The 14282-nt window shown below is 54.7% G+C and carries 17 protein-coding genes; 15 read left to right on the plus strand and 2 right to left on the minus strand.

The features are described from left to right. Nucleotides 1-85: 85 nt before the first annotated feature. From surE to rlmB, 4 genes are read left to right on the plus strand one after another with little or no spacing between them, the layout of a single operon-like run. Nucleotides 86-898: a 5'/3'-nucleotidase SurE gene (surE, locus tag COMA2_RS12835; RefSeq protein WP_090898780.1), complete on the plus strand. Its 813-nt coding sequence runs from the start codon at nt 86-88 to the stop codon at nt 896-898. 8 nt (nt 899-906) lie between these two features. Continuing rightward, nucleotides 907-1533 carry a DedA family protein gene (locus COMA2_RS12840; RefSeq protein WP_407919015.1) on the plus strand — a complete coding sequence of 209 codons (627 nt, stop codon included), beginning with the start codon at nt 907-909 and terminating at the stop codon, nt 1531-1533. Nucleotides 1534-1544: 11 nt separating this feature from the next. After that, nucleotides 1545-3023 (plus strand): cysteine--tRNA ligase, encoded by a 1479-nt coding sequence (cysS, locus tag COMA2_RS12845; protein ID WP_090898783.1) that lies wholly within the window; start codon nt 1545-1547, stop codon nt 3021-3023. Next, the gene (gene rlmB, locus COMA2_RS12850) at nt 2998-3786 is read left to right on the plus strand and encodes a 23S rRNA (guanosine(2251)-2'-O)-methyltransferase RlmB (protein ID WP_245631010.1); all 789 of its coding nucleotides are present in this window, start codon (nt 2998-3000) and stop codon (nt 3784-3786) included. The genes cysS and rlmB overlap by 26 nt, the downstream gene beginning before the upstream one ends. On the opposite strand, the gene COMA2_RS12855 is transcribed toward rlmB, so the two are convergent. Next, a complete protein-coding gene (locus COMA2_RS12855) occupies nt 3773-4051 on the minus strand; it encodes a response regulator transcription factor (RefSeq protein ID WP_090898786.1) in 279 nt (92 codons plus the stop codon). The two genes, rlmB and COMA2_RS12855, sit on opposite strands and share 14 nt — an antisense overlap. A 169-nt stretch (nt 4052-4220) precedes the next feature. Here COMA2_RS12855 and COMA2_RS12860 point away from each other — a divergent pair, with 169 nt between their 5' ends. The 6 genes from COMA2_RS12860 (at nt 4221) to COMA2_RS12885 (ending at nt 10358) form a co-directional block, all read left to right on the plus strand. Beyond that, entirely contained in the window at nt 4221-5006 is a 786-nt protein-coding gene (locus COMA2_RS12860; protein WP_090898789.1) for a prepilin peptidase, read from the plus strand. Nucleotides 5007-5292: 286 nt separating this feature from the next. After that, a complete protein-coding gene (locus COMA2_RS12865) occupies nt 5293-5724 on the plus strand; it encodes a GspH/FimT family pseudopilin (protein WP_090898793.1) in 432 nt (143 codons plus the stop codon). A gap of 5 nt (nt 5725-5729) precedes the next feature. Beyond that, on the plus strand, nt 5730-6206 hold the full coding sequence (locus COMA2_RS12870; protein WP_175304587.1) for a type IV pilus modification PilV family protein: 477 nt from the start codon (nt 5730-5732) through the stop codon (nt 6204-6206). Next, complete coding sequence (locus COMA2_RS12875) at nt 6203-6961, plus strand: PulJ/GspJ family protein (RefSeq protein WP_090898799.1); 759 nt, start codon at nt 6203-6205, stop codon at nt 6959-6961. The genes COMA2_RS12870 and COMA2_RS12875 overlap by 4 nt, the downstream gene beginning before the upstream one ends. Nucleotides 6962-6971: 10 nt before the next feature. Then, nucleotides 6972-8441: a hypothetical protein gene (locus tag COMA2_RS12880; RefSeq protein WP_090898802.1), complete on the plus strand. Its 1470-nt coding sequence runs from the start codon at nt 6972-6974 to the stop codon at nt 8439-8441. Between the two features lie 90 nt (nt 8442-8531). Next, the gene (locus COMA2_RS12885; protein ID WP_245631012.1) at nt 8532-10358 is read left to right on the plus strand and encodes a GspE/PulE family protein; all 1827 of its coding nucleotides are present in this window, start codon (nt 8532-8534) and stop codon (nt 10356-10358) included. A gap of 33 nt (nt 10359-10391) precedes the next feature. Here the strand turns inward: COMA2_RS12885 and COMA2_RS12890 are convergent, their stop codons facing one another. Continuing rightward, the gene (locus tag COMA2_RS12890) at nt 10392-10712 is read right to left on the minus strand and encodes a PilZ domain-containing protein (RefSeq protein ID WP_090898804.1); all 321 of its coding nucleotides are present in this window, start codon (nt 10710-10712) and stop codon (nt 10392-10394) included. 148 nt (nt 10713-10860) lie between these two features. On the opposite strand from COMA2_RS12890, the gene COMA2_RS12895 reads away from it, so the two are divergent. The 5 genes from COMA2_RS12895 to COMA2_RS12915 are packed head-to-tail and all read left to right on the plus strand — an operon-like array spanning nt 10861 to nt 14269. Further along, nucleotides 10861-11547, plus strand: coding sequence for a prepilin-type N-terminal cleavage/methylation domain-containing protein (locus COMA2_RS12895; protein WP_090898807.1), 687 nt, complete (start codon nt 10861-10863; stop codon nt 11545-11547). A gap of 12 nt (nt 11548-11559) precedes the next feature. Beyond that, complete coding sequence (gene pilV, locus COMA2_RS12900) at nt 11560-12078, plus strand: type IV pilus modification protein PilV (protein ID WP_090898810.1); 519 nt, start codon at nt 11560-11562, stop codon at nt 12076-12078. Nucleotides 12079-12096: 18 nt separating this feature from the next. Beyond that, on the plus strand, nt 12097-13233 hold the full coding sequence (locus tag COMA2_RS12905; RefSeq protein ID WP_090898813.1) for a PilW family protein: 1137 nt from the start codon (nt 12097-12099) through the stop codon (nt 13231-13233). 20 nt (nt 13234-13253) lie between these two features. Beyond that, complete coding sequence (locus tag COMA2_RS12910; RefSeq protein ID WP_090898816.1) at nt 13254-13895, plus strand: hypothetical protein; 642 nt, start codon at nt 13254-13256, stop codon at nt 13893-13895. Between the two features lie 11 nt (nt 13896-13906). Continuing rightward, entirely contained in the window at nt 13907-14269 is a 363-nt protein-coding gene (locus COMA2_RS12915; protein WP_139077333.1) for a hypothetical protein, read from the plus strand. Nucleotides 14270-14282 lie beyond the last annotated feature (13 nt).

Here is a 14282-nt window from a genome sequence, read left to right on the forward strand (position 1 = left end):
GAAAACGGGCTCTTCATCCTCACGCCATACCCCTTACTGAATCGCTAGAGCTGCCTCGGGCAGCTCTTTTTGTTGAAAGTCGACCATGCGCATCCTCGTCACCAATGATGATGGTATCCAGTCGCCAGGGATTGCAGCCTTGGCGAAGGCGCTTGCCGCCATCGGTGAAGTCTGGATTGTCGCGCCGGATCGGGAGCGCACGGCCGTCGCCCACGCCGTGACATTGCATAAGCCGTTGCGTCTTCATCAACTGAGCCCACGCACGTATGCCGTGAATGGAACTCCCGTGGATTGCGTGAACCTTGCGCTGCTGAAAGTCATGCCGAAACCGCCCGCCATTGTCGTCTCCGGTATTAACAAAGGGGTGAACCTCGGCGATGATGTCATGTATTCAGGCACGGTGTCGGCGGCGATGGAAGGGGCCATCCTTGGCATCCCGTCCGTAGCCGTATCGCAAGAGGGGCAGGAGAAATTTCGATTTGAAATCGGCGCGATCTATGCCGCGCGTGTCGCGCGTCTGGTCCTTGCTCATGGACTGCCCGAGGAGACCCTTTTGAATGTCAATATCCCGGATCGCCCGCAACGGGGAATTAGAGGCGCGCGGGTCACCTGTCTCAGCCGAAGGCGGTTTGATAATCCCATTATCGAAAAACTGGATCCGCACGGCCGCAAGTACTACTGGATTGCAGGAAAGCGGGTCTCGTGGAGTCGCAGTAAGGACGCCGATCATGAAGCGATTGAAGAGGGCTTTGTTTCCATCACTCCGATCCGCCTGGATAGCACGAACCATGGCGTGCTGGATCAGTTTCGCGCATGGGAGCCGATCATGACCCATGGAGTCAAGAAACCTCAACCGCTCGCTCGTCGATCCCTCCATCCAGGACAACGAGAGGCGTGATGGGAGGGCTGATCGAAGCCATCATCGGCGAGTTGAGCCGATTCGTCATTGCGTGTATCTCACGATTTGGCTATGGCGGGATCCTCTTCACGATGGCCGTCGAAAGCGCCTGTATTCCGCTTCCCAGTGAAATTATCATGCCGTTTTCAGGCTATTTGATCACGACAGGACAGTTTACGATGCTCGGGGTCACGCTGGCCGGGGCAGTCGGCAATGTGCTCGGTTCGATCGTGGCATACTATGCGGGGGTCTGGGGCGGACGACCGTTTGCAGAGCGCTATGGGCCGTATGTCCTGGTCTCGCGCCACGATCTGGATGTGGCCGATCGCTGGTTCGCCAAATATGGAGAAGCTGCGGTCTTTTTCAGCAGAATGCTTCCGGTCGTGCGGACGTTTATTTCGCTCCCGGCCGGCATTGCGAAGATGAATTTCCCGCGGTTCGTCGTCTTCACCTTTGTCGGAGCGTTGCCCTGGTGCTGGCTGTTGGCCTATATCGGCCTTCGCATGGGCGAACAGTGGGAACATCTGCGGGATTACTTTCATCAATTTGACATCGTCATCGGGTTTTTTCTGGCGCTTGCCCTCGGGTACTTTCTCTGGTCCCATTGGCCGAAGCGTAGCCCTACGACTCCATGACGGGTCTTCACATGCTCAAGATCTACAATACGCTGACCGGAAAGAAGGAGCTGTTTGAGCCGATCGCGCCGAAAACGGCGAGGATGTATGTGTGTGGCGTGACGGTCTATGACTATTGCCATATCGGCCATGCACGGAGTGCCTTGGTGTTCGACATGCTCCGGCGGTACTTGGAATACAGCGGCTATGCCGTGACCTTCGTGAAGAATTTCACCGATGTCGACGACAAGATCATCAAACGAGCAAACGAACAAGGCATCTCCTGCGGCGCGATTACCGCCAAGTACATTCACGCCTACCATGAGGATATGGGTAAACTGGGCATCCGAGCCGCGACGGAGGAGCCGAAGGCCACGGAGCATATAGCCGACATCATTCACCTCACGGAGCAATTGACTGCGAAGGGGTTGGCTTACGTGGTGGATGGAGATGTGTATTTTGAAGTCTCCAAATATCCGGAATATGGACGGCTGTCAAAACGACGACTCGAGGATTTGCAAGCCGGTGCACGTGTGGATGTGGATGAACGGAAACGCCACGCCATGGACTTCGCCCTATGGAAAAGCAGTAAGCCAGGTGAGCCGGCATGGGAAAGCCCCTGGGGACTCGGTAGGCCCGGCTGGCATATCGAGTGCTCCGCTATGTCGATCCGGCACCTCGGTGAAACCTTCGACATCCATGGCGGGGGGATGGATCTCATTTTCCCGCACCATGAGAACGAGATTGCGCAATCATGCGGAGCGACGGGAAAAGAATTCGCGCGTTATTGGGTCCACAACGGATTCGTGCAGATCAATAAAGAAAAGATGTCGAAATCGTTGGGGAACTTCTTCACGATCCGCGAGATTTTTGAAAAGTCGGAATGGCCGGAAGAAATCATGGGAGAAATTCTCCGATACTTCCTCCTTTCGACGCATTACCATGGGCCGCTCGACTTCTCCGATCAGGCCTTGAAAGAGTCAAAGAACGCGTTGAATGGCTTCTACGATCTCTTTCAACGGTTGGACGAGCCGGAAGAGAAAGCCACAGCCGATCAGGAACTCCGTGAAGTGATCGAACGGTGTCGAGTGACGTTTCAATCGACCATGGATGACGACCTGAATACACCCGAAGCGATCGCCTCCTTACAAGGCCTGAAAGCCAACGTCAATAAGCTGCTCAATCAAGGTTTATCCATACCCGCACGCAAAAGGGTCAGGGAAGAGTTTCGGAGTCTTGGAGAAAATTTTGGACTCTTTCAGTTGGACAAGTGGCAGTTTGGGCCGTTTGTTGTGCCAATTGGCCAAGCCAAGGAAGCCGACGAGGCCATGCCGATCGGGGTGAAGACATCCGGACTCGCTGATACCGAGATCGAAGATCTGTTGCGTGAACGAAATGAATCCCGCCGTAGAAAGGACTTTCAGCGAGCGGATGAAATAAGGAAGTCGCTTGCTTCGCAGGGCATCATCATTGAGGACAAGCCCGATGGCACCACCCGGTGGAAGCGCTGAGGCGCAGGACATTCTCTATGGTCTCCATGCCGTACGCGAAGCGCTGAAGGCCGGAAACAGACCATTGCAACGCATGTTGGTGCTTCGGACCGACAAACAGTTCACCGACCTGGTGCAACTGGCTCGATCACGCCGTGTTCCGATTCATATTCAACCTCTGACCTCTTTCGACCGCCTGGTTCCCAACGGCAAGCATCAAGGCGTCGTGGCCTTTACCTCGGCAAAGGCTTATCAGACGGAGGAATCGATCCTCGCTCGAGCCGTCCAACGGCATGAGGCGCCCCTGTTGGTCATCTTGGACGGAGTTGAAGATCCACACAATCTCGGCGCCGTGCTTCGGACGGCTGAGGGCGCCGGCGCCCACGGGGTATTGATCCCTGAACGACGGGCCGCCGGACTGACGTCAGTCGTGGCCAAAGCTTCGGCCGGAGCCATCGATCACATTCCCGTTGCGCGTGTGACAAACATGAGCAGGTCGATCGAGTCGTTAAAGACGGCTGGAGTGTGGATCTACGGAGTGACGCCCGCCGCGAAGAAGCTATTTACGGATGTCGACCTCCGAGAACCGGTCGGTCTCGTCCTGGGAGGAGAGGGAACGGGGATCAGACCCGGCGTCTTGCAACATTGTGATGAATGCATCCGCATTCCTCTGAGAGGCCAGATCGAATCGTTGAATGTATCCGCGGCGGCGGCCATCGTCCTATTTGAGGCGGTTCGTCAACGCCGCGCAGCCCAGAGCGGGCCTGACGCTACCGGATCTTGAGTACGCCACCCTGGATGGCCGTCTTCAGCAGTTGAGCGGTATTCGACACGCGCATTTTCTTCATCATATTGGCGCGGTGGGCTTCCACGGTTTTGACGCTGATCCTCAACCGTTGCCCGATTTCCTTGTTCTTAAATCCCGCCCAAATCAATTCCAAAATTTCCTGTTCGCGTGACGTGAGAGACTCCGGCCGTTTTGAACGCGCCGGAGGTTCGAGATTGGCAAGAGATTTTCGAGGCCGTGGTTTTCCAGTTGTCTTTGCCATAATAACCGGTTCTCCATATTACGTAGGTCTATGCTTCAGGTATACTCATATACGCAAAATCAAATCTCGTCTATAAATCATAGTCATTATGGAGTGATCATTCCAAAATGTAAAGAAAGGCACTCGGCCCTAGTAGGGTTACTGGGTAGGGAAAGAACTCTGGGCAATTATGCATGATGGATCAATTCTGTTTCCGCTCCTGATCGCCGGCCTTTTCGGTGCCTTCATCGGCAGTTTTCTCAACGTCTGTATCCACCGATTGCCACGGCAGGAATCGATCGCATGGCCCGGCTCTCATTGTCCCCAATGCTCTCATCCCATTGCCTGGTACGATAACATTCCTCTCGTCAGTTATTTGGTTTTGGCTGGACAGTGCAGGCATTGTGGCGCGCGCATTCCTTTCCGCTATCCCCTAGTCGAAATCTTGAATGCGTTAGGCTACGCCGGGATTTTCTGGTTCTTCGGCCCAGGCTGGGTTGCAGCGGCCTACGGGTTGCTCTATTCAGCCCTCCTTGTGGTAGCCGGGACGGACCTGTCTCATAAGATTATCCCCAATGCCGTAACGTTTCCAGGGATCATTGTAGGTCTCGTCTGTGCCACCACCATCCTACCCCTCGGCTTCCTGGATAGCATGCTGGGGCTTCTCGTCGGTGGAGGAATTCTGTGGCTTTTGGCATGGGCCAGTCCCTATCTCTTCGGGAAAGAGGGAATGGGGGGAGGGGACATCAAGCTTTTGGCGATGATAGGCGCGTTTTTGGGCTGGAAGCCTGCCCTGATGACGATCATGCTAGGATCGTTGCTGGGATCACTCGTGGGAATTGCCCTTATCGCCACACAGGTGATCAAGCGCGAAGACTATATTCCCTTCGGACCTTTTCTGGTATGCGGTGCCCTGGTGGCACTATTCTTTGGGCAGTCTCTCCTTGACTGGTATCAAGGACTCCTGGCCGGATAACGGCTCTCCTGGCCGATTCCCCCCATTTCGTACTGTATCTCTTCCGTCAAGAACTGTATCTCTTGAGGTACTGCTCTTCTCCACGATTATCTCCTCCCAGATGGAAGTTGCACCTTCCAGGTTATTTCAGACCCGTCTCATATTGGTTCCATCGATTCAATAGCTTAGGAGCTTTCAATCAGCCCTTGCTTGGTAAGAGTTGATTCATGAGGTCTTCAATTATAAGTGGCATGAGGCTTGATATAGGGTCGGGCTATCGAGTCACTGCGGACACAGTGAGGAAGCTATGAAGCAAGAAGGCAAGACATTGACAGAGCTCATGGTGGTTGTCGCGATCATGGGGATGGTTGCCACGATGGCCCTCCCCAACTACTCGGTCCTCGACTCGCGCACGCAGGTCCGTTGTACGACCGAGGAAATCGCGTCGGAACTGCGCCTTGCACGCCAGCTTGCAATGACCTATCGAGATCGCGTTCGAATCATCGTCGATCCAGAGCAGAAGGCTCTTACCACTCAGTTCGTCAACACGGTAACCACGCATCATGCGTATCACTATGGAGGAAAGGGGATTGTGATCGAAGAACCCAGCGCGGGGCCCGAGATCCTCTTCCATCCTAGCGGACGCTCGGCCAGTGCCACGACGATTCGACTACACAGCCTGGAAGGACAGACCCAGCAGCTCACCGTGAGCATCACGGGTCGGGTATCGATCCTATGAGACCAATGATGATGAATGGTGGGTTCAGTCTGATCGAAGTAATGGTGGCCATGGTGATTGCCGGGATTGCCCTGATGGGTGTTCTGGGAGCAGTGGAAGTGTCATCCAGGCATCTTCAACAGGGCGGCTTGAATAGTAAGGCGATCGAGTTGGCCCAGGCACGGTTGGAAGCGAAACGGTCCGTTCGTTGGCAATCCCTTCTTGAAGATGATCTCGATCGCGATGGGACTTTCGAAACGCTCATGATGGATGACGGCCAAGGCCCTGATAGGACTGCGGGTGATGGGGTCTATACAGCCGGCTATGAGCGTGACGGGATGACGGTCGTGTGGACGATTGAAGCCGAACGCACAGGGCCACTGCGTTCCGCCCCCATGGTGAGGATTCGAGCGGTCGCGTCTTATTCTGGTCTTAACGGGCATAGAAGACACGTGCAGGTGGCGACCATTCGAGCTAATCCAAATTTTGTGGGGCAACGATGAACCAAGGAGATGTCACCAGATCGGACAAGCGGCGCCGGCGCTCCATCGACATTGGACTCGACACGCGCGGTATGTGTCTGACCGAATTGATAGTTAGTTTGACGGCCGGAGTGATCGTATTGGCTGCCGCATTGAATGCCTTCACTGTCGCGCAGGCCCATGTCAGCAAACAGCAAAAGGACCTGAGACACCAGCAGGACCTCAGACTGGGGTTAGAGATATTCGAACAAGAAGTCCGATTGGCGGTTGCCGAGTCGATCGTGTCAGCGACGGCGAATGACTTTCACTTTCACGCCAATATCGGTGCCTATCACACGATGACCACTAGTTCGGTGGTGCCGGGTCAATCAGTTGTGACAGTGCAGAATGGCAGTGGATGGAGTGAGGGAAAGACCGTCATCATTTGCGGTCAGCAGGCCTGCGAAGAGCATCGACTTTCCCGTTCAGGGCAGCGTTATCAGCTGACCTTGACCGAGCCGGTGGCCACGGCTTTTCCCGCCGGTGCCTCCGTGGAAGTGAAGAATCGGGTGATCTATTACCCCAAGCGAGATGAAAACGGAAGGGTGAGTCTGATGCGGATGGTCGACGGAGGAGCGAATACGCTTATCGGAGATTTGGACGATCTACATTTTACATACTGGGACGAGTATGGGCACGTCACGCAGCAGCCATCGCTCGTGAAGCGAGTCGTGCTTGAAATCGAGTCTCAACGCTCCCTGCATAGAATGCTGCGGGAAGTAAGTCTTCGATCATAGGAGTAAAGACATGTCGCATATCACTGTCAAAGACGGTCAGCAGGGGATTGCACTTCTGGGAGCGATGGTCGTTGCGCTCATGCTATCGCTGTTGGGTGTGACCTTGCTTAATCTCGCCGGGCAAGAGGCCGTCAGTGCTGGATTAGCAAACGAGGCGTCGGTTGCTCAGCAACTTGCTGATGGAGCCGTAGAATTGGTGACGACTTGGTTTCACAGTCCCCAGACAAGTGCGGACCTCCCTCAGCTATCGTCTCTTCGTGAACGAAGAAATCGCGATAAGGAAGGAGCGCCATCCTTCTTTGATGTATCCGGTCGATCACAATTCGTCGGCACTACGGATCAGCCGGATGTACGGTTGCACACGGGCAATCCCTCGGATGATCGACTATTGAACGATCCTGAGACAGGGATGTTTCGCACCATGACCCATCTTGGACAGGTGGAAGAACTCAAAGTCTACGCGCCGACCAAGCCGGGCCTCCTGTGCACCATTGACGCCACGGTCGTAACAAACACCAATCCCCCAGCCAGGCAATCGATACGCATGCAGTTAAGCGCGTTGGACGTACCGCCGCTCAGAGCCGCTGTGCAGGTGGGCCGGCAGCTGGGCCGGTTTGTACCAGGAAGTGAATCACCGGTCTCTGTACATTGGGGTGAGTTAAAGGTGGGAGGTGATCTGATTCTCGCACAGATTGATGAGATCCCACTGAAGAGTACGCTCGCTCGAGTCACCGGACAGACCTATGACGAAATGACGCCACGAGAAGATCGATGGATGGAAGCGTGGGTAGGCGGGGCGGTTCAGCTGACACAGGTATCATCCGAACAGGTTCCTCATTTTCCGCATAACCTTCACGTCGGGCAGAATCCGATCCCGGGCGTTCGCCTTGATCAGTGGACCTATGAACACCTCAAGCGAGTGGCTCAACGATTCGGGCGCTATTTCGCCATTGATCGCGAAGGCCTTCTGTATCCACAAGGCATTGTAGAGCCAGGTCGTGGCATCTCACCAGACGAGGTATTTCGATCACAGGGAAACGGCGATCAGCAGGGTCTGATATTCGTTGACACGCTCGATCAGACGGCCCCCCGTCCGGACAATCTCGGAGTGGTCAAATTGCAGGTTCCGTACTTTGAAGGTATTGCGGTCGTACAAGGCCATATTGTCCTGGCTCCTGGTGGGCCAGGACAGTCCATCGGGGCACTGAGTCCTCCACAATCGGATCAGACCACAGCTGTTGCTCGGCCGTCCGTTCAACTCTCCGGCATGCATGTCAACGGGGTGCTCCACGCAAGCGGAGATATTACGATAGCCGGAAGAGTCCGAATGTACGGCGCAGTGACAGCAGGTGGGACAATTGCCTCAGCTGGTTCGGGCAGCACGTTGGAGGTGTGGTATGACCACGATCTCAGTCGAGGGTTCTATCGGGGATTGCCGGTGGTCTATCGTGCGCCAGGTACATGGATGACACGATATTGAGTTGTAGACCAAAGGTTGAACGATATCGGTACGAAAGAGAGCGAGACGCAAAAGTAACTTCTTATTGTCGCTGTGAAAGGATGAGATAGAATGATCACGCAAAGCGCTGAGACTCATCAGAAACGGCAGGTCCTCTCGGCTGCCAGTCTGAAAAAGCTGTCGATGGCCAAACAACCTCGCAAGATGACGATGGGGCGCAGTCTCTTAGACTGTATCGCCTATCGTGGGCTCATCAAACAGGCGGATCTCGATGCTGCGATAGAAGAATCCCTATCACGGGAAATCGATCTCGAGACTCTCTTGCTCGATAAGTACCGCGTCCCGAAGCCTGCACTGGGATCGGCGCTCAGCGAATTCTACCAATGCTCATACGTCTCCTATGATGAGCGCACCGTCATCGACCCAGAGCTCTTGAAAAACCTCAGTTGCGATTATCTCAGACGCAATTCGTGGATTCCCTTGAAACGACAAGGGGCTGTTCTCGATATTCTCATCAATGATCCGCACGATCTGGAGCAAGGACTCGATATCCGACGCGCGTTCCCCGGCACGACGGTACGCTTCTCAGTCGGGCTTCGGCGGGATATCGAACAATATCTCCTTGTCGCAACAGGGCAGGCCAACGGGGGATCGATTACCGAGATTCTCGGAGAACTCGTCGATGAAGCGGGCATCGAACGGAACGGCGAGGCCGAATCAGGAGAGATCGACGAAAACGACTCAGCCATCGTGCGCCTCGCGAATCAGGTGATCGCCGAAGCGTATCGATTGGGCGCCTCTGATGTCCACATCGAACCTTATTCGGATCGCAAAGAAACGGCCGTACGGTTTCGTGTCGATGGGACCTGTTTTACCTATATGCGTATTCCCGCCGTGTATCGGCGTGCCATTGTGTCGCGGTTGAAGATCATGGCCAACCTCGATATAGCTGAACGACGGAAACCTCAGGATGGAAAAATCCGCTACAAATTGGCGAAAGATCGTGAAATCGAGTTGCGGGTAGCGACGTTACCTACCGCAGGAAATAACGAAGATGTGGTCCTGCGTCTTCTCACGGCAAAAGACACCATGCCCTTAGAGGCCATGGACTTTTCTCAGAACATTCTGCAGGTCGTCAAAGAACTGTCCGAGCGTCCGCATGGAATTTTTCTTTGTGTGGGACCGACCGGCTCCGGAAAAACCACCACGCTGCACGCCGTTCTGAAACATATCAACACCGATGAGCGAAAGATCTGGACCGCAGAGGATCCCATCGAGATCTCACAGGAAGGTTTGAGACAGGTTCAGGTGCACCCTAAAATTGGGTTTACCTTTGCTGCGGCGATGCGCGCATTCCTTCGAGCCGACCCGGACGTGATCATGATCGGGGAGATGCGCGACAAGGAAACAGCCGATGTCGCGATCGAAGCGTCGCTCACCGGTCATCTGGTGATGAGCACACTCCATACCAACAGTGCAGTGGAAACAGTCACTCGACTGCTGGACATGGGTTGCGACTCGTTCAACTTTGCCGACGCGATGCTGGGGGTACTGGCTATGCGCCTCTGCAAGCGTATTTGTGCTCACTGCAAAGAGGGCTACCACCCCACTCAGCAAGAGTATGACGAACTCGTGCAGGGATATGGCCCGTGCTATTGGGAGAAACTCGGCGTTACGTATACCGACGATCTGACGCTCTATCGCGGAAAGGGTTGTGACGTCTGCAATCAAAATGGGTTTAAGGGGCGTGTGGCGTTGCATGAACTTCTGGTGGGAACAGAAGAGATCAAGAACCTGATTCAGGGGAGGGCGCGAACAACCGAAATTCTTAGTGTGGCGATGCGGGATGGAATGGTCACCTTGCTGCAGAATGGGATCCAGAAAGTGCTGGCGGGTCTGACGACTTATCGGCAAGTCCGAGCCGTTGCGATAAAGTAGCTGTGGGTGGAGAGAGGCAACCAGTTGAATCTGCTAGGATGTCTGCTCCAACAACAGGGTGAACGCTTTTAGTTTCATGAGCATATTAGGTCTAACGCGGATGAATTCAAGCCCGCATCGGTGCCCGGAAACCCAGCGCACTCCAGCCAATTCGATCGTCGCTGGGTCCTCACTGCTGAAAAGATCGATATCGAGTGAAATATAAGTTGAGACCGACGGAAGACGCTCCGTCGTTATGGCGCACCCCTGCGCCGAAAGGTTTAGGACTGTTCCGTTCGACTTCTCCTCATTGCTCCACACTCTGCAGGGAAGTTGGACTGCAAATCGCTGGATCTTGCGAAACTCTCGGTTCATACGACGCCTTCTCCTCTGCAGATTAAATACTACACGATCGTACACATCTTGTCCTAACCCCCTATCGTCTAGAGAAAGTAATCACTCAATCAACATAGCCACCCTGCTGTACTAACCAGTACAGGGCTTTAGCCGAAAATTGTCGTGCATGAGTGCGAAAAATGACCGCATTTCATCGGTCTTGCGCAAGAAGCGAACTCGTCAAATCAAGAGGTTACAAGGGCTTACAGCCTCTATTTTGAGCGGCATGCCCCTTGCTCGATCAGGGGACGCCATGGTGCAACCCACAATAGAATTAAATCCAGGACGGTTTGGGCAGAACGGCTATACACTCCTGGAATTGATGATCGTTGTCGCGATCATTGGGGTGATCGCAGGCATTGGAGGAGTCAATTTTGGAGTTTGGAAATCTCGCGCGGATTTGAAAGAAGCGATTCAGCTTGTCAGGAACGAATTGGCTGTCGCGCGCATGACATCGATGAGCCGAAATGTATCTGTCACCACGAATATCACAGTCGTTCCTACGATGGTCACCGTGACAACCATCAATGCGAACACACTCGCTGTACTTTCCACAGTATCGAGCAAGATCACACACATGAATGGCATAACCAACCAAACCGGAGGTGTGCCTGCTGCACCTGTCTTTGCGGCAGCTCCAGTTGCCACCGTTCAGTTCAATTCGATGGGATATCGAGTCGGAGGGGCTGTGCCTGGCTCACAAAACCAGGTCATTGGTCTTGTCAATGACCTGGGGACCACATATGCCATTCGCATCAATTCGCGTGGCGTGGTGGACTGGTGTCCAAGCCAATTCTGTATGGGGACTCGTTAGCAGAAAGAGATCATGAAGATAGCACGAGCAGAATCGGGATTTACGCTACTGGAAGGCATGATTGCTACCGTGATTTTGTCTGTTGGCGTGATCGCCATGACCGCGATGCAAGGGATCGCCATTACGCGCAACGTCGATTCGACGGAACTCACGCTCGCAACCAATCTGGCTTCTGAAATGCTGGAACGGATCCAGTTCAATCGTCGGAACGTCACGGCCTATGCCGGCCTGGACATCAACACCGCCAATCCTCCTCCCAATCCATGTGTTTTTCCTGCAAATCAAACGATGGCTCAGGGAGATTGTGTGCAGTGGCAAGCGATGATGACCAACCAAGGAGCCTCAGGGATCAGCCAGGCTTCCCAGCTGAACGGAGTACGAGGGGTGGTGACGGTAACTCCTGTCGTGACCATTCCGCCGCTGAATCAGAGCAGGGTGAACGTCGTCATCACGTGGACTGGGCGAAATATGGGGACAACTGCAGCCGCCCCGCGGAGAGTCATGTTGGATACCACCATAGCACCGGAGTGAAGGGATAGTTGGCAGAACATGGGAAAGCCTAAGTTCCAGACGAGTAATCAAGGCGGGATGACGTTGGTCGAGCTGATGTTCGCGGCGACCATTGCGGTGGGTATCGTGGCCGCCGGACTTGCCGTGGTGACGTCGTTCGAACGGTCCAATGCCACCACAGGGCAAACGGGAGAAACACAGCAGAACGTGCGGAACGCCATGGAAATGATTTCCCGAGATATCAGACAGGCAGGATTCGGATCGATAGGGGCAGTCGGCAATTGTCCAACAGCCATTGTCCCTCAGGATAATGCCGTCGCCGGGCCTGACACAGGTCCGGATCGTATCAGCCTGGTCGTGCCGCTTGGAAATCCAGTGGGAACGGCGACCAGACCGCCCTGGGTACTCCAAGGGGCAATCGGCCCCGGCTTCAATGCATTTACACTTGCTTCAGCTCAGGCCGTAACAGATATGACCGCCGAGTGGGGCGGAGCCAGTTTGGTAGGAGCTACGGTTAGTGTGGCAGGGAGCTCGACCGCCACGGTCACCGCAGTCGGCGGATCGACAATCACCATCACGGCGGTTCCAGCTCCAGTGGCATTTGGCGCGAACGCACCGGTATATCTCCTCCAGTGCGTCACCTATCAAATCATTCCGCCGCCAGATGCGAATGGGCTCTGTGATGGTCGCTTCCCATGTTTGGTACGGGGCGTGGGCACAGGGGGCCTGGATTGCAATACGCCAAACAGTCGCTGCCTGTCCATTGCCGATGAAATCGAAGACATGCAATTTACCTACGCCTGCGACGGGTGCTTTCTGGCGCTGAATGGAGGCATTCCCGACGGCATCATTGACAATCAGGTCGGGAGCGCCGCTGGGTTCGATCAATTGGATTTCATAAGCAATAACGCATGGAATCTTGCGCCTATGACGCCGGACAAGATCAGTTTAGTGCAAATCAGCATCGTCGGGCGTGAACGCTTCGTAGATCAAGGATTGGGAGAAGGGATCGTGGCCGGCCGTGTCGTCCAAGCACAAGCCATGCAAGTTTCAGATCACAACCATGGAGCCGGGCTCTTTGCGGCGGGTGATTTCGCAGGGCTCAATCCACCCTATACGTCGACCCGACGGCGTATGTTCACTCGAACGATAGAGGTGCGCAATCCAGGGCGCTAGTGATGCGAAGGAGATGTAGCGTGGACACAATAGGCTCGAAACCAAGACGGTATGGAGTGCTGAACAATGAGCGAGGCTTTGCTCTCTTTGGTGTGTTTCTGACCATCCTCATGATGACGGCGCTCGGGATTGCCGCGATGACGATGACGGGGCTGGAGAATCGTATGGCTGGATTCGCCAACTCCACGGACGCAGCTGCAGCTGCAGCGGAGTCCTGTATAGGGACCGGCGTCAACGTGATTATGCAAACCTTGCAGGAGCGGCAAGTCCCTCTCGGCTATGTCGGGCCCGCCGCGGTGATTCCCGCGAACGCCGAAGGCGCGATAGCACCTACCCTCACCCAAGAAATCATGGGGCAAGCAAACAATAACGCAGACGTCTCCGTTGGAGCTGGTGCGTCTCCCGATATTCAGATGACTGCCGGACCCTTTGCAGTAGCTGGCGACATCGATCGCCTCTACTACAAGAACAAGGTCGGTGGATCGTTGCAATTTGCGGCTGGATATGAGGGAGCCGCCCAAGGTGCAGCAGGCGGCGGCGGCGAAGCCATTTATCAAATCGATTGCACGGCCACACTGACGTCGACCGGCGCAATGAGTCGGATTCAGGCGGTTTTTGCCTGTGTCAGCGCGGGGGGCGAAAGCTGTCAGCGGAAGATCTAAGGGAGGCGTCGATGGTATACGAATGGGCACAGAGGAACAGACAGGCATTGAGACCATATGTGTTCGCAAGTTATTTGCCGATCCTGTGCTTCGTCGGTGGTGCGGGAGTTGTCCCTTTTGTGACCGTCTCTCAGGTGTTGGCTCATGAGGATAAGAATCCCTATGCGAATTTCAAGACCGGCGAGGTGACGGGCATTCAAGGGGGTGGGATACAAATCGACAACGCGAACTATACAATCCTCTCAGCGGTCACGATCACAGATCAATATGAAAATCTCGTGAGCTTGAAGGACATCTCTCAAGGGGAGAGGGTGCTCTTCCATCTCGATCACAAGGGACGCATTGATCGGCTCGTATTGTGGGTTCCAAGCTAACGGGAGAGCCAAG

Source organism: Candidatus Nitrospira nitrificans, from assembly GCF_001458775.1.
Lineage (GTDB): Bacteria > Nitrospirota > Nitrospiria > Nitrospirales > Nitrospiraceae > Nitrospira_D > Nitrospira_D nitrificans.

Bases quoted from the DNA above. Each gene is read 5' to 3' on its own strand.
- surE (WP_090898780.1), top strand. From the start codon at position 86: ATGCGCATCCTCGTCACCAATGATGATGGTATCCAGTCGCCAGGGATT.
- cysS (WP_090898783.1), top strand. From the start codon at position 1,545: ATGCTCAAGATCTACAATACGCTGACCGGAAAGAAGGAGCTGTTTGAG.
- rlmB (WP_245631010.1), top strand. From the start codon at position 2,998: ATGGCACCACCCGGTGGAAGCGCTGAGGCGCAGGACATTCTCTATGGT.
- COMA2_RS12855 (WP_090898786.1), bottom strand. From the start codon at position 4,051: ATGGCAAAGACAACTGGAAAACCACGGCCTCGAAAATCTCTTGCCAAT.
- COMA2_RS12860 (WP_090898789.1), top strand. From the start codon at position 4,221: ATGCATGATGGATCAATTCTGTTTCCGCTCCTGATCGCCGGCCTTTTC.
- COMA2_RS12865 (WP_090898793.1), top strand. From the start codon at position 5,293: ATGAAGCAAGAAGGCAAGACATTGACAGAGCTCATGGTGGTTGTCGCG.
- COMA2_RS12870 (WP_175304587.1), top strand. From the start codon at position 5,730: ATGATGATGAATGGTGGGTTCAGTCTGATCGAAGTAATGGTGGCCATG.
- COMA2_RS12875 (WP_090898799.1), top strand. From the start codon at position 6,203: ATGAACCAAGGAGATGTCACCAGATCGGACAAGCGGCGCCGGCGCTCC.
- COMA2_RS12880 (WP_090898802.1), top strand. From the start codon at position 6,972: ATGTCGCATATCACTGTCAAAGACGGTCAGCAGGGGATTGCACTTCTG.
- COMA2_RS12885 (WP_245631012.1), top strand. From the start codon at position 8,532: ATGATCACGCAAAGCGCTGAGACTCATCAGAAACGGCAGGTCCTCTCG.
- COMA2_RS12890 (WP_090898804.1), bottom strand. From the start codon at position 10,712: ATGAACCGAGAGTTTCGCAAGATCCAGCGATTTGCAGTCCAACTTCCC.
- COMA2_RS12895 (WP_090898807.1), top strand. From the start codon at position 10,861: ATGAGTGCGAAAAATGACCGCATTTCATCGGTCTTGCGCAAGAAGCGA.
- pilV (WP_090898810.1), top strand. From the start codon at position 11,560: ATGAAGATAGCACGAGCAGAATCGGGATTTACGCTACTGGAAGGCATG.
- COMA2_RS12905 (WP_090898813.1), top strand. From the start codon at position 12,097: ATGGGAAAGCCTAAGTTCCAGACGAGTAATCAAGGCGGGATGACGTTG.
- COMA2_RS12915 (WP_139077333.1), top strand. From the start codon at position 13,907: ATGGTATACGAATGGGCACAGAGGAACAGACAGGCATTGAGACCATAT.